Genomic DNA, 14,554 nt, shown 5'->3' with positions numbered 1-14,554 from the left:
GCAGCCTTTGCCGCGCCCTTTTCCTCAAGATATCGTCGAAATCAGGCGGCCAGTTTCTTTGCCACCATGCCGCGCAGGGTGCCGAGATCCTTGGCGAAGGCGCGAATGCCTTCCGACAGTTTTTCCGTCGCCATGGCATCTTCGTTCAGCGCCCAACGGAACGCCTTTTCATCCAGCGACACCAGCGGATCGGGCGTGGTCTTTTCAGGTGACAGCACGCGCGGCAGATCGCCGGTGGCCGCATCCAGCTCATCCAGCAGCGCCGGGCTGATCGTCAAGCGGTCGCAACCAGCCAAAGCTTCGATCTCGCCCGCATTGCGGAACGACGCGCCCATGACAATGGTTTCGATGCCATTGACCTTGTAGAAATTATAGATCTGGCGCACCGACACCACGCCCGGATCGGTCTCAGAGGTGTAGTTCTCGCCGGTCGATTTCTTGTACCAATCCAGAATGCGGCCAACGAAAGGTGAAATCAGGAACACCTTGGCTTCGGCGCAGGCAATCGCCTGAGCCTTGGAAAACAGCAGGGTCAGGTTGCAGTCGATGCCTTCCTTTTGCAGCACTTCGGCGGCGCGAATGCCTTCCCAGGTGGAGGCGAGCTTGATCAGGATGCGATCCTTCTCGATGCCGCGTTCCTTATATTGCGCAATGATGGCCCGCGCCTTGTTGAGCGAGGCCTGCGTATCGAAGGACAGATCAGCATCCACTTCGGTCGAGACGCGGCCCGGAACGATCTTGGCAAGCGCCGCACCCACCGAAATCGCCAGCCGGTCGGCAATCGCCTCGGTCACGGCATCAGAGGCGCCGCCCTTGGCCTTGCCCCATTTGATCGCCTCTTCGAAGGCATCGGCAAACATGTCGGTGCCCAAGGCTTTCAGCACGATTGTCGGGTTGGTGGTGCAATCCACCGGCTTCAGGCGGGTTACGGCCTCAATGTCACCGGTATCGGCGACAACCGTGGTCATGGCGCGAAGCTGTTCGAGTTTCGAAGTCATCAGGCAATTCCTTCATGTCACATATTAAATGAACACTGGACGGGCATTTGCGTTCCAACACGTCTTTGCGACCTGGGGACCATATCCTCTGTCCTTTGATCTGAATATCGTTATGGAGGGGCATTAAGTCAAGACATTTGTCCGTTGGATTTGACAAATGTTGCATGGCTTGCGATAGTCAGGAGACGGAAAACAGGGGACAATTCGCATCGTGGTCAAGCTTCGCCGGGAGACCCAGAGCAGCTATTCGGAGGCAGCATCGCTGCGGCTTCGGGCTGCCTGGCTCTATTATAACCAGGGCCTGACCCAGAAGGATGTGGCCGAACGCCTCGGCATCAGCCGCTCGACGGTGATCCGGCTGCTGGATGAGGCGTTGAAGCGTTCCGAAGTGCAGATCTGGATTGCTGAGGGCATCGACGATTGCGTCGAACTGGCCGTGAAACTGGAAAAGGCCTTCGGCCTGGATGAAGCCGTGGTCGTGCCGTCCTCTGCCGGGCAGGATGCCGAAGGCATCGCCCGCGCCGTCGGCCTGGCGCTTGGCCAATTCCTGACCGAAGTGGTGACTGACAATGCGACCATCGGCGTCGGCTGGGGCCGCACCATGACGGCGTCGCTGGCTGGTTTTCGCCCGCCGCGCCGGGAAAATTGCAAGGTCGTCTCGCTGCTGGGCGGCATTGTCGCCGTCCACCAGACCAATCCCATCGACTATACATGGCGGCTGGCCAGCCAGCTCGGGGCGGAATGCTATATGTTCCTCGCCCCGTTGCTGGTCGATAGCGTTGCCACCAAACGGGCGCTGATTGAGGATTGCGGGTTGAAAACCCTCTATGACCTCGCCGAAAACCTCGACCTCGCCGTGGTCTCCTGCGGCGACATCCGCCCGCAATCCACCTCGCTGTCGGAAGGCTTCATCAGCCGCGCCACGCTGAACGAACTGATCGAGGCTGGCTGCGTCTGCGACACCATGTTCAACTTCCTCGATGCCGAGGGCCGCTCCGTGGATCACCCGATCAACCAGCGGGTCATGTCGGTTAATCTCGACACGCTGAAAAAAGCCAAGCACATCGTCATCGCCTCCGGCGGTGCGCATCGGGCCATCGCCATCCGCGCCACCATGCGGCGCATCGGGTGCAACACGCTGATTACGGATGAGGCTGCGGCGAGGGAGTTGTTGGGGTTGGTTGCGTGAGAAATGACAGGGTCGTTGAGGATCTCGCCTGGCGGCGCTATTGCTATGCCACATAGCCCGAAGGGCCTTTTAATAGTTTCCAATCTATGTTGACCTGAAGAATTCTGCGGCCAATGTTGCAGCGTAATCGTGGATTGCGGTTCGGTCTAACCCTGCTCCATCCATAAACAGTTCAGGTGCAGCTTCTCGTCCTATCTCAGATCCTTCTGGGAGGAAGGTGTAATGACCGACACCTCCCGTCAAAATCTCATATCTACAGTCCGGAATATTTTGGAACAGCCATTTGCAGCACTGGTCTGGTGGCGCAACAGTGTCTTCGTCACCGCCTATCAGATGGACAGGTTTGTTGATAGCCTGAAGACTATCCTGAGAGAAACCCAGCACGGAACGACCCGGAGCAATTGCGAATGCCGCGCGGATTCTGCGATCCGAAAAATCTGAGCGCCTTTGCTCCCAAGACCTTCGAAAAACCGGGTTTTTAAAGAGTTTCGGCAGTTTATCGGCGAGGTTTGGAAATTCTCGCGGCCCACGGATCGGACTCTTTTCCGGGTTGTCGGGCTCGAACTGTGAAAATGCGATACGCGCTCCAGACAGTAAAAGTGCCGTATACGCTCCGGCTGAGAAGCCCGCAGCGAAAATTTGATCGCCGGTTTCGACTCTTAGTTCGTTGCGCCAATTGGGGTCGTCGAGAATAGCTGTCAGGTCTTTCGCGCGCTCCCACATGCAGAGGAACCCTTCTGCGCGAAAAGGTTCGAAGGCCGTATGTCCGTGGTGGTTCACCGCTAACGCGACAAAGCCCTGCTCGGCCAGCCGGAAGCCAAGCCATTCCAAACCAGCGGCTGTGGAGCCTGTTCCGTGCGACAATAGAACAAGCGGCAACGTCCCGTCCGCATGCGCTATCTGCGCGTTGACACCAACGGGTTGTTTCCTGAACCAGGATTTCTCGACGAGAGGATGAGCGGACGACTTCTCGTCTGTCGGATACCAAGCGGTCCATGGTAGTGGACGCGGACCAGAACCATCCCAATTCAATCGCAGGGGATCGAAACTAGAGCCTGTTCTAAAGCCAACTGGCATGGAGCCTCCATAAAGCGAGCACCTAATATCTCATCACAAATTGATTGTTCTTCCTACCCCCCGCTTTCTCAGTCTCTACCGCGCCACTATGTTCCGCATCTGCTGCAATACACCAATCAAGGACGAGGAGGCGCCCAGGGAATTGTTACGGTTGGTGGGGTGAGGAGAGGACGTGTACTTTGCGCCCTCATTGTCGCCACTGCGGATTTCATTCCTCGTATCGGTTTGCGACAACCATAGTCTGGTCTCTATTCGTCACGAGATCGACACGGCCACCTTTTTTGAAGCTGTCTGGGTAAACGAAGTACCGTACCGCCGCATCGAAAGATGGACCTATTTTCGCATCCGTCCCGTAATCTCTTCCATCACCGGAAACTCTGTCACTCTTGAAATGCCACCCGCTTACGAGGCTTTGAAAGTCCTCGGGGTTAATTCTAAACGCGCAAGTTACGATTAGGTCGGTGATGGCAGTTGCTGAACATTCGATGTCTCGAACCGACTGTGGCAGTTCCGAGATGTTCATGATGAAGGCGACCCTTGCCGGGTCCTTGCGGTAGTCAGTGGCGATAAGATAGTAAAAGTACGCAAAAGGAAGCCCGGCGGCCAATAATATAATGATTGCATTCCTGGAAAAGCGTCGTCTTCGAAAACTCACTCACATTCCCCACATACAGTCACTCATCTATCTGAGTATTGCTAATTCCGGTTCAGGTGTAACCACGACGTCGGTTTAGGGGCAAGGGCAGCATCGGACGTCATCCGCCATCCGCCATCCACCACTCACCCCACCTGCCCAGCCTCCCACCCCAACATCGCCCGTTTGCGCGTCAGCCCCCAATGATACCCCGTCAGCGCGCCGCTCTTCCCCAGCGCCCTATGACACGGCACCACGAAGGAAATCGGGTTCCGCCCAACTGCTGCGCCGACGGCGCGGCTGGCGGTGGGTTGGCCGATTTTCTGGGCGATGTCGGAATAGGTGACGGCGCGGCCAAGCGGGATTTGTAGCAGGCTTTGCCAGACCCGGACCTGGAAATCCGAGCCGATCAGCACGACGCGGAGCGGCTGTTCCGCTTGCCAACTGGCAGGGTCGAAGATCCTGGTCACATAGGGTTCGATGGCCAGTGGGTCCTCGACAAAATTGGCCAGTGGCCAGCGCCCAGCCATGTCGGCGTAGCAGGCAGCTTCTTCGCCCGGATCGCAAAAGCCGAGGCCCGCCAAGCCGCGATCCGTCACCATCACCAGCGCTAGGCCGAAGGGGGATGTGTGGAAGCTGTGGCGAATGGTCAGGCCCGCGCCTTTGGCTTTCCACTCGCCCGGCGACATCGCTTCATGGCTGACGAACAGGTCATGCAAGCGGCCCGGCCCGGACAGGCCAAGCTCCAGCGCGGTTTCCAGCAAGGGCAGGCCTTCATGGCCCAGCAGCCGTTTGGCATGATCCAGCGTCACCGCCTGCAAGAACGCCTTGGGCGACAGGCCCGCCCAGCGGGTAAAGGTTTTCTGCAATTGCGTGGGGGATTGGCCAAGCCGTTCGGCAATGGTTTCCAGCGCCGGTTGCTCCCGATAGTCAAGCGTCAGCATCTCGATCACCCGGCGCACGGTCTGGTAATCGCTCCCTTCGGGGGTGATGTCGCTGGCGCCTGTTTCAAAACTGCGGGCAAATGTGGTCATGGCACTCTTCCTTTGGCTCAGGCGACTTGACCATGACAGGCCGTGCCGTGCCACCCGTTTCTTGCCATGCGCTGACAGAAATCAGATCCGCTGCGTTACCGTTGCCAAGGCACCGCGAAAGGCCTTGGCAAAGCTTTCGCGATCATCGGGATTGAGGAACGAGCCGACATCGGTGGCCCGGCCTTGCCCCTGCACCGACATGGAGATGATCCCGAATTCCTCGTGGCGGCGGACAAAGAACCGCGCCCAGAACGGGTTCCAGCGAAATTCGGTCATCCGCCCCGAGGGGGTGAATTTGCGGATAGAGATGGCGGTGCGTGATACCGTGACTTCCTCGCGGGCTTTGGCGGCGCGGTAATTCAGCCGGAAAGCACCGTAGAGCAGCAGAAAATCCAGCCCGAAGAAAAATCCGATTGGCCAGGCACCGGTCGTCAGGAAAAACCCGCCATAGCCGACACAGACCAGCCCGGACAGCATCAGCATGATGCGAAACCCCTTTCGGCCTAGCGACCGATAGGGTACCAGTTCGGCAGCGAAAATCGGTTGATCGGCAACCTCACCCATGGACGCCATCCTTCTTTACCAACCTGATCAAATAGAACCATGAAATCCAGCACGCAAACTTTGAAAAAGTCAATTTCTTCCCCCTCTCAACCCAAGCCAGCGGGACGAAAAGTCGCGGTTCGCAGCGCCTATTCCAAGGCCGAGCTGGAGGAAATCTTCCGGCGGTTTTCCGTGCAGCGCCCGGAACCGAAGGGCGAGCTGGAGCATGTCAACCCGTTTACCCTTGTCGTCGCCGTGGCGCTCTCGGCGCAGGCAACCGATGCGGGGGTCAACAAGGCGACCCGCGCCCTGTTTGCCGTGGCCGATACGCCGGAAAAAATGCTGGCGCTGGGCGAAGAGAAGGTGCGCGACTATATCAAAACCATCGGACTTTTTCGCAACAAGGCGAAGAATGTCATCGCCCTCAGTCAAAAGCTGATCGATGATTTCGGCAGCGAGGTGCCAAAAACCCGCGAAGAATTGGTGACGCTGCCCGGCGTCGGCCGCAAGACTGCCAATGTGGTGATGTCCATGGCTTTTGGCATTCCGACCATGGCCGTCGATACGCATATTTTACGGATCGGCAACCGCATCCGGCTGGCACCCGGCAAGACACCGGATGAGATCGAGGAGATCCTGATGCGGATCATCCCCAAGCACTATCTCTTCCATGCCCATCACTGGCTGATCCTGCATGGGCGCTACTGTTGCAAGGCCCGCAAGCCGGAATGCGAGCGCTGCGTGATTGCTGACCTGTGCAAATCGCCGGAAAAGACCTGCGATGTTCCCGCGCCCCTGGTGGAACTACCGCCGCAGATCCTTTGAAAACTGCGGGTCTTTGACCGACAGCATCTTGTGCAGATGCACCATCAGCCCTGCGGCAAACAGCGGCGTCAGCAGGTTGAGGATAGGGATTGCTAGAAACGCTGCTATCACCAGTCCGGCCAGGAAGATCGTGCCGGAATGCTTGGCGCGAAATTGCCGCGCCTCGATGGTCGGGCGCAGCCGCATGGCGGCAAATTCGAAAAACTCCCGGCCCAGCAGATAGCCATTGACCAGGAAAAACGCGATCAGGTTGATGCCCGGCACGAAGAGCAGCATGAAGGCAATGAGATTGCCGAGGATGACGATGCCGAAAAATTGCAGCGATTGGACGATGGCATCGCCAAGCGGCATGGCCGTGCCGGGCGCATCGGTCGGGTAATCCCGCTTTTCCACGACTTCGGCGACATCATCAAGAAACAGGCCAGCAATGATGGCCGTGACCGGCGCCAAAAGCAGCGCCAGCACCAATGCCAGGCCAATACTGGCGACAATGCCGAGGATCAGCACCAGCCAGCCGGCCCAATCCGGCGTTGCGGGGAAAAACCCGGCAAACCAGGGCCAAAGATAGAAGATAAACAGCTCACGCAGCGCCAGCCACAGCCCGGCCAGGGCGGCCAGCGTCAAGCCCAGCACTTTCCAGAACACCGAACGGGTTTCCGGCGCAAACAGATTGCGCAGCGACAGCATGGCGGCATCAAGGATCACAGGCAGCTCCCAGGGCAGGACCAGAATGACAGATCAGAACGGTGAGGATGTGGGAGGCGGAATGCCGCTGTGCAAGAGTTGAGAGAGCAAGGGGAGCCCCTTGCTCTCTCGATCAATGTCAATGCAGCTTCTTGCGCGCCGCGTCCTCGGCTTTCGTCGCCTGCTTCTTGCGACGTGCCATCATGTTGAGGCCTTCGACAAGGGCGGAGAAGGCCATGGCGGCGTAGAGATAGCCCTTCGGCACATGGAAGCCCATGCCATCGGCAATCAGCGTCATGCCAATCATCATCAGGAAGCCCAGCGCCAGCATGACCACGGTCGGGTTTTTCTCAATGAAGCGGCCCAGCGGGTTGGCGGCCAGCAGCATGACGGTGACGGCGAAGATCACGGCGATCACCATGATAACCACATGCTCGGTCATGCCGACGGCGGTGATGATGCTGTCAACCGAAAACACCAGGTCAAGCAGCAGGATCTGGCCGATGGCCGCCCCCATGGTCGTCGTGGCCGTGCCGATGAAATCGCCTTCCTTGTCGACCGGGTCGACACTGTGATGGATTTCCTTGGTGGCTTTCCAGACCAGGAACAGGCCCCCGGCAATCAGGATCATGTCCTTCCACGAGAAGCCGTGGCCAAACAGCGTAAAGACCGGCGTGGTCAGCTGAACGATCCAGGCGACGGTGCCGAGCAGGCCGAGGCGCATGACGAGCGCCAGGCCGATACCGATCTTGCGGGCCTTGTCTCTTTGCCCCTCCGGCAGCTTGTTGGTGAGAATGGAAATGAAGACCAGATTGTCTATTCCCAACACCACTTCCATGATGATCAGCGTCACAAGAGCGATCCAGGCCGCCGGATCGCTGAGCAAATAGGTAAAGTCCTGCATAAAATTGATATCCCCCGTGCAAAAAGCGCTTTGCGACACAAATAGGGAGCCGATACCGCATCAGCAAGGGCGGCAAGTCATGTGAGAGGACCATCAACGCTATCGTGGTGATTTGGCCACAGGATGAGATGGATTTCCTCAGTTCGCCCGTTGCGCCTCAGGGCCGTTTTCGGCCTTGCGATCATAGGCGAGCAGGAAAATATGCAGGGCGTTATCGATGATGTAGTCAATTTCCGCCTGCGGCGGCGGCACTTCGATTTCACCGAACAGTCGCTTCTTGAAATAGGCGCCTGTTGCCAGCTCGATGTACTGGCGGGCGGCAAGCTCGGTATCGGCTATGTCGAGACGTCCGGCCTTCACCTGGACCTCCAGATAGTCCTCGAGAACCGTGCGGACGTTTTCCGGTCCCGACCGCATGAAGCTTTGACAGAGGTGCGGCATGCGATCCTGAACCGCCAGCAGCATGCGCATGGCAGGGATCATTTCGCTGGTGAGAATATAATTGGTAAAAGCCAGGGCATAGCGGCGCAGCGCCATATGCAGATCGGTCTCTTCCGCCAGGATATCGCGCATTGAGGCCGCAAATTTCTGCTTCTGGTTGTTGATCAGCGCGGCAAACAGATCTTCCTTGCTCTGGAAATAGACATAGATGGTCCCCTTGGACACGCCGGCTTCCCGGGTGACATCGTTCATGCTGGCCGCATCGAAGCCATGCTTCATGAAGGCGCGTTTGGCGCCATCCAGGATCTGGTCGCGCTTGGCCGGATCTTCACCTGCGGCGAAACGTCCTGAAGCGGCCTGGGCGGGTTTTTCATCGTCGACGACTGTCATGCTCGGGTGTCTTCGCTCATATGGGGCATTTGCAACACAAAAATTAACTTTAGATGGCCGGCACTCGTTTGTTCTCTTGATATGCGGTATGAATTGGCCTATGTCAAATCGAACCGAACGGTTCCGTTCGATTGTTTCCGCCTTTGTTGTATGGTGACGTTATGTCTGTTTCTCCCAGAAAGGGCGCGATCCGCGCCGTCGATGCACAGGATCAATCGGTCGATCAGGAGCGTTCCGCCTTGGATGAAGGCGTGACCGGCGAGGCGGGTTCCGATCCGGTGACAGGTGACGCCACGGCACGCGACGCCAAGGCGCGGGCTGAAACCGCATCGCCCGCCGCGAAGGTGGCGCCCGCCGCAGGCCAGGCTCCGCCGAAGAAGCGCCGCAACTTTGCGCTGCCGGTCATCGCGCTGGCCGTTTTGGCGGGTGCGGGCTATTACGGTTACAATTACTGGACCGAGGGCCGGTTCATGATCTCCACCGACGACGCCTATATTGGCGGCGATATCGCGGTGATTACCCCGAAGGTGACCGGCTATGTCCAGTCGGTCTCGGTGACTGACAACGATCATGTTAAGAAGGGCGACGTGATCGCCACGCTCGATGACGGCGATTATCGCATTGCGCTCGATCAGGCCAAGAGCCAGCTCGCCACGCAGAAGCTGACGGTCGAGCGCATCGAGGCGCAGGTGCAGGGCGGCGAAGCGGCACTTCAGCAGTCCAAGGCGCAGCAGGCATCCGCCGAGGCGACGTTGCGTACGGCGCAATTGTCCTTCAAGCGCGTCACGGATTTGCGGGCCCAGTCCGTGATGTCTCAGTCGGAGCTGGACACGGCAACATCGACGCTCGCTGTCGCCCAGGCCAATGTGGATGCTGCGGTTGCGGCTGTTGCCTCCTCCGTTTCAAGCATTGCCGTCCTCAAGGCCCAGAAAGCCGAGGCGCAGGCTGGCGTGCTGACAGAAGAAACGGTGGTTGCAAAGGCGCAGCGCGATCTGGATTTCACCGTGCTGCGCGCGCCTTATGACGGTGTGATCGGCAATCTGGGCGTCCAGGTCGGCGATCTCGTGTCGAGCAGCAAGCGGCTTGCCTCACTGGTGCCGATTGGCCGTCTCTATATCGATGCGAACTTTAAGGAAACGCAGCTTTCCGGTATCGTGCCGGGCTCGAAGGTGCGGGTGCATGTGGATGCCTATGATGAGCATGCCTTCGAGGGTAGGGTCGTCTCGATCGCCGCAGGGTCCGGCTCGATCTTCTCCATGCTGCCGGCGGAAAACGCCACGGGCAATTTCACCAAGGTCATCCAGCGTGTTCCGGTGCGGATCGCTATTCCGCAGGAGATGCTCGACAAGGGTTATCTGCGTGCGGGCCTGAGTGTCGTGGTCGATATCGACACCCGCACCGCGCCGAAGGCACCTGACGCGAAGTAATCAGCACGGCCAAGGCACGGATTTCGAGGCAAGATCATGACGGACAATGCAAGCACGGCCGGACCGGATGCGGTTGCGCAAATGCCAAGCCGGCGCGACGTCATCGGCTTTCTGGCGATGGTATTCGGCATGTTCATGGCGATCCTCGACATTCAGATCGTCTCGGCCTCGCTTTCCGAAATCCAGGCTGGCCTCGGGGCCGGTTCCGAAGAAGTATCCTGGGTGCAGACCTCTTATCTGATTGCGGAAGTGATTATGATCCCGCTATCGGGGATGCTGGCACGGATCGTGTCGACACGGGTGCTGTTTTCCTGTGCTGCGGCTGGCTTTACCATTGCCAGCGCCATGGCGGCGACCGCCACCAATATCGAGCAGATGATCATCTACCGCGCTATCCAGGGCTTCATCGGTGGCGGCATGATTCCCTCGGTTTTTGCCGCGGCGTTTACGATTTTTCCGCCTTCCAAGCGCAGTATTGTTTCGCCCATCATCGGCCTTGTCGCAACGCTCGCGCCAACCATCGGCCCGACGGTTGGCGGCTATATCAGCCATGCCATGTCCTGGCACTGGCTGTTCCTGATCAACATCTTTCCCGGCATTATCGTAACGCTCGTGGTCTGGACATTCGTGGACTTTGACAAGCCCGACAGATCGCTTCTGGCGAAATTCGACTGGTGGGGCCTGTTTTCCATGGCGCTGTTTCTGGGGGCGATGGAATATGTTCTCGAAGAGGGCAATAACAAGGACTGGTTTAACGACGAGCGCATTGTTTGGGGCGCCCTGCTGATGACCTTGGGTGGGGTGGTGTTCTTCTACCGTGCCTTCACCTGCGAGCAACCCGTGGTCGATCTCAGGGCCTTTTCCAATCGAAATTTTGCCTTTGGATCGCTGTTTTCCTTCGTCATGGGCATGGGCCTCTATGGTTTGACCTATCTCTATCCGCTCTATCTGTCACGGGTACGCGGCTATGACAGTCTGATGATCGGTGAAACAATGTTTGTTTCCGGTCTTGCCATGTTCCTGACCGCGCCACTTGCCGGCATATTATCCACGAAAATGGACCCGCGGCTGATGATGGCGTGTGGCTTTACCAGCTTTGCGCTTGGCACCTATATGGTAACCGGCATGACCGCTGATTGGGATTTTTATGACTTGCTGTTGCCGCAGATCCTGCGTGGCTGCTCGTTGATGACCTGCATGGTGCCGATCAACAATATTGCCCTTGGAACTTTGCCGCCTGAGCGGATCAAAAACGCCTCCGGTCTTTACAATCTCACACGAAATCTCGGCGGTGCCGTAGGGCTGGCGATTATCAACACATTGCTGACCCGGCGCACCGATGAGCATTACGGTCGCCTGGTGGAACATATAAACTGGAGCAAGCCGGCGGCGATGAGCTGGATTGATACAGTCTCGGCCAATTACGCATTTTACGGCCTCGATGGTGAAAATGCGGCCTTTAAAAAGCTGTCCAGCATGATCAACCAGCAGGCATGGATCATGGCGTTTATGGATGTATTTTTAGGGATCACAATCTTGTTTATTGCACTGACGGCACTTTCAACGATGATTAAAAAACCTGAAGGTGCCGTGCCCGCCGATGCGGCGCACTAATTGATTTGACTTTCCGCCAGAGAAAGCAGGTCAAGGCTTCGTCGGGTAAAAGACCCCCCGTCATTCTGGTTAGGTAGAGGTTTTTACCTGACCATTAATTCCCGCGATCCACCGCAGAAACTTGGCCGCCCCTCAACAGGCGGCCTTTTTTTTGCGCGTTTCTGATGTACGTACATCAGAAAATCATTTACGGATGTGGGGCCATGGGATAAAGGTCAGATCCTGACGGAGAGATGTGTGTATGAAACCCACGGTTCATGACATTGCGGCACAGGCGGGCGTCAGTTTGGCGACGGTGGACCGGGTTTTGAACAATCGCAGCGGCGTCAGTGCTTCGACCCGCGCCCGCGTGGAAAGCGCCGTCGGCATGCTCGGCTATGTTCGGGATTTGGCGGCTGCCAATCTGGCCAAAGGCCGGATTTATCCTTTCATCTTCATCCTGCCGGCCAATGACAATTCCTTTATGCACGGTCTGCGCCTGCAAGTGCTCGACGCCGCCAGCCGGGCTGGCATGGAGCGAACCCGCATCGATATGATCGATGTTGCGGCTTTCGATGCCGCATCTTTGGTTGCGGCCCTGGACGAGGCTGCGGCCCGCCAACCCGCTGGCGTGGCCGTGGTGGCGGTGGATGCGCCGGACGTGGCTGCGGCGGTCGCGCGGTTGCGTGCTGCGGGCATACCGGTGGTGACACTGGTCTCGGATCTCAGCGGTGCCGAGCGCGACCATTTTGTCGGCATAGACAACCGTGCCGCCGGGCGCACGGCAGCCAGCCTGCTTGGCCGGTTTACCGGCGGACGGCAAGGGACCATTGCAATTGTCGCCGGGTCGATGCTGGTGCGCGACCACCGCGACCGGTTTGAGGGATTTCGCGCCGTCATGGCTGCTGAATTTCCGCAATTGACCTTGCTGCCGGTGCTGGAAGGCCGTGACGATCCGCATCATGTCGAAACCCTGCTGCACGATCTGTTTTCGCAATCGCCGGATATAACCGGCCTCTACAGTCTGGGTGCAGGCAATCGCGGCTTGATCGCGGCATTGGAGCGGCTGGATGCCGACCATCGCCCCCTGGTGGTCGCCCATGAATTGACGCCGGTGACGAGAGCGGCGCTGCTGTCCGGGTTGATCGACGCGGTGTTGAACCAGGACGCTGGGCATGAAGTGCGCAGCGCCATCCGGGTGCTGAAGGCCAAGGCCGATGGCGCGGCTGTGTTGGCGGCGCAGGAACGTATTCGTCTCGACATATTTCTCAAAGACAATCTGCCAGAGCAAGAACAGCGATAACAGGCAGGATAGGGAGGCTTCTCATGTATCTCGGATTGGATCTCGGCACGTCGGGCGTCAAGGCGATGTTGATCGACGCGGACCAGACGGTGATTGGCTCGGCGAATGGCGCGCTGACTGTCTCTCGTCCGCATTCCGGCTGGTCGGAGCAGGCGCCGGCGGATTGGATCAGGGCGACGCAGGAGGCCATTGCCGGGCTGAAAGCGCAGTTTTCCCGCGAGCTTGCCGCCGTCAAGGGCATCGGTCTTTCCGGCCATATGCATGGCGCAACATTGATCGATGCGCAGGGCGACGTCTTGCGGCCCTGCATTCTGTGGAACGACACCCGCTCCTTCAAACAAGCCGCAGCACTGGATGCTGATCCGCGTTTTCGCGCGCTCACCGGCAATATCGTCTTTCCAGGCTTTACCGCGCCGAAGCTGGCATGGGTGAAGGAGAATGAGCCTGACATCTTCGCCAAAGTTGCCAAGGTATTGTTGCCCAAGGACTATCTGCGGCTCTGGCTGACGGGTGAATATCTGTCGGAGATGTCGGATTCGGCCGGTACCTCCTGGCTCGACACCGGCAAGCGCGCCTGGTCGAGCGAGCTTCTCGCCGCCACCGATCTCGGCGAGCAGCACATGCCCGGCTTGGTCGAAGGCACTGCCGAGGCGGGCCGGTTGCGAGCCGAGCTGGCGGCTGATTGGGGCATGGGTGCCGGTGTCATCGTTGCTGGCGGGGCGGGGGACAACGCGGCCTCTGCTTGCGGCATGGGCACGGTGGCGGAAGGCCATGCCTTCGTGTCGCTTGGCACATCCGGGGTGCTGTTTGCCGCCAATGCCTCCTATCTGCCAAAGCCGGAAAGCGCGGTACATGCCTTTTGCCACGCGCTTCCCAATACCTGGCACCAGATGGGCGTGATCCTGTCGGCCACGGACGCGCTGAACTGGTATTCCGGCATTAGCGGCAAGCCTGCCGGAGACCTGACCCATGAGCTTGGCGAGGACCTCAAAGCCCCGACCGGCGTGACCTTCCTGCCTTATCTCTCGGGTGAGCGCACGCCCCATAACGATGCCGAAATCCGGGGCGCGTTCATTGGTCTCGGCCACGAATCCAGCCGTGCTGTTCTGACCCAGGCCGTGCTGGAAGGCGTGTCCTTCGCCATCAGGGACAGTCTTGAAGCGCTGAAGTCGGCGGGAACCTCACTGTCACGGGTTACGGCGATCGGTGGCGGCTCGCGCTCGCGCTACTGGCTGGCGTCGATTGCCACCACGCTTGGCATTCCCGTCGAGATTCCCGCCGATGGTGACTTTGGGGCTGCCTTTGGTGCTGCCCGCCTGGGGTTGATTGCTGCAACCGGTGCCGATCCGCTCGCCGTGTGCTCAGCCCCACCGACGGAGGCAACCATTGAGCCCGTGACGGCTTTGCGCGACGGCTACGAGGACGCTTATCAGCGCTACCGCGCGCTCTATCCGGCCATCAAGCAATTGGGTCCCATCACGCTGGCCCATTGAAAACAACAGAAAACGTTTA

The 14,554-nt window shown here is 58.7% G+C and carries 13 protein-coding genes; 6 read left to right on the top strand and 7 right to left on the bottom strand.

Features of this window, described 5'->3' with window-relative positions:
* Window positions 1-41: 41 nt before the first annotated feature.
* Window positions 42-998 (bottom strand): transaldolase, encoded by a 957-nt coding sequence (gene tal / locus AVCG78_RS12950; RefSeq protein ID WP_015917185.1) that lies wholly within the window; start codon window positions 996-998, stop codon window positions 42-44.
* Window positions 999-1,209: 211 nt separating this feature from the next.
* Here tal and AVCG78_RS12945 point away from each other — a divergent pair, with 211 nt between their 5' ends.
* Complete coding sequence (locus AVCG78_RS12945) at window positions 1,210-2,187, top strand: sugar-binding transcriptional regulator (protein WP_071203841.1); 978 nt, start codon at window positions 1,210-1,212, stop codon at window positions 2,185-2,187.
* Window positions 2,188-2,271: 84 nt separating this feature from the next.
* Here the strand turns inward: AVCG78_RS12945 and AVCG78_RS12940 are convergent, their stop codons facing one another.
* The 3 genes from AVCG78_RS12940 to AVCG78_RS12930 all read right to left on the bottom strand — a co-directional run bounded on the left by AVCG78_RS12940 (window position 2,272) and on the right by AVCG78_RS12930 (window position 5,496).
* On the bottom strand, window positions 2,272-3,264 hold the full coding sequence (locus tag AVCG78_RS12940) for an alpha/beta hydrolase family protein (protein WP_015917183.1): 993 nt from the start codon (window positions 3,262-3,264) through the stop codon (window positions 2,272-2,274).
* Window positions 3,265-4,044: 780 nt separating this feature from the next.
* Window positions 4,045-4,932, bottom strand: a complete 888-nt coding sequence (locus AVCG78_RS12935; RefSeq protein WP_015917181.1) for a methylated-DNA--[protein]-cysteine S-methyltransferase — start codon at window positions 4,930-4,932, stop codon at window positions 4,045-4,047.
* A gap of 81 nt (window positions 4,933-5,013) precedes the next feature.
* A complete protein-coding gene (locus AVCG78_RS12930; RefSeq protein ID WP_041697093.1) occupies window positions 5,014-5,496 on the bottom strand; it encodes a DUF2244 domain-containing protein in 483 nt (160 codons plus the stop codon).
* Window positions 5,497-5,535: 39 nt separating this feature from the next.
* Here AVCG78_RS12930 and nth point away from each other — a divergent pair, with 39 nt between their 5' ends.
* Window positions 5,536-6,300 (top strand): endonuclease III, encoded by a 765-nt coding sequence (gene nth, locus AVCG78_RS12925; RefSeq protein WP_015917179.1) that lies wholly within the window; start codon window positions 5,536-5,538, stop codon window positions 6,298-6,300.
* Here the strand turns inward: nth and AVCG78_RS12920 are convergent.
* From AVCG78_RS12920 to AVCG78_RS12910, 3 genes are all read right to left on the bottom strand, one after another.
* Window positions 6,280-7,005, bottom strand: a complete 726-nt coding sequence (locus AVCG78_RS12920) for a sulfate transporter family protein (RefSeq protein WP_041697091.1) — start codon at window positions 7,003-7,005, stop codon at window positions 6,280-6,282. The genes nth and AVCG78_RS12920 overlap by 21 nt on opposite strands.
* 118 nt (window positions 7,006-7,123) lie before the next feature.
* Entirely contained in the window at window positions 7,124-7,888 is a 765-nt protein-coding gene (locus tag AVCG78_RS12915; RefSeq protein ID WP_015917177.1) for a TerC family protein, read from the bottom strand.
* 138 nt (window positions 7,889-8,026) lie between these two features.
* The gene (locus tag AVCG78_RS12910) at window positions 8,027-8,719 is read right to left on the bottom strand and encodes a TetR/AcrR family transcriptional regulator (RefSeq protein ID WP_015917176.1); all 693 of its coding nucleotides are present in this window, start codon (window positions 8,717-8,719) and stop codon (window positions 8,027-8,029) included.
* A 161-nt stretch (window positions 8,720-8,880) separates the two neighbouring features.
* Between AVCG78_RS12910 and AVCG78_RS12905 the strand changes: the two genes are divergently transcribed.
* The 4 genes from AVCG78_RS12905 (at window position 8,881) to xylB (ending at window position 14,535) form a co-directional block, all read left to right on the top strand.
* Window positions 8,881-10,146 (top strand): HlyD family secretion protein, encoded by a 1,266-nt coding sequence (locus AVCG78_RS12905; protein ID WP_081355410.1) that lies wholly within the window; start codon window positions 8,881-8,883, stop codon window positions 10,144-10,146.
* A 36-nt stretch (window positions 10,147-10,182) separates the two neighbouring features.
* Window positions 10,183-11,760, top strand: coding sequence for a DHA2 family efflux MFS transporter permease subunit (locus AVCG78_RS12900; protein ID WP_015917174.1), 1,578 nt, complete (start codon window positions 10,183-10,185; stop codon window positions 11,758-11,760).
* Between the two features lie 241 nt (window positions 11,761-12,001).
* Window positions 12,002-13,042, top strand: coding sequence for a LacI family DNA-binding transcriptional regulator (locus tag AVCG78_RS12895; protein ID WP_071584915.1), 1,041 nt, complete (start codon window positions 12,002-12,004; stop codon window positions 13,040-13,042).
* A 23-nt stretch (window positions 13,043-13,065) separates the two neighbouring features.
* Window positions 13,066-14,535, top strand: a complete 1,470-nt coding sequence (gene xylB / locus AVCG78_RS12890; RefSeq protein WP_071584914.1) for a xylulokinase — start codon at window positions 13,066-13,068, stop codon at window positions 14,533-14,535.
* The last annotated feature ends 19 nt before the right edge of the window (window positions 14,536-14,554 follow it).

The organism is Gillisella vitis (assembly GCF_021559775.1).
Classification (GTDB): Bacteria; Pseudomonadota; Alphaproteobacteria; order Rhizobiales; family Rhizobiaceae; genus Allorhizobium; species Allorhizobium ampelinum.
The sequence above is the reverse complement of the archived record's forward strand: the minus strand, read 5'-3'. Positions and strand labels throughout refer to the sequence as shown.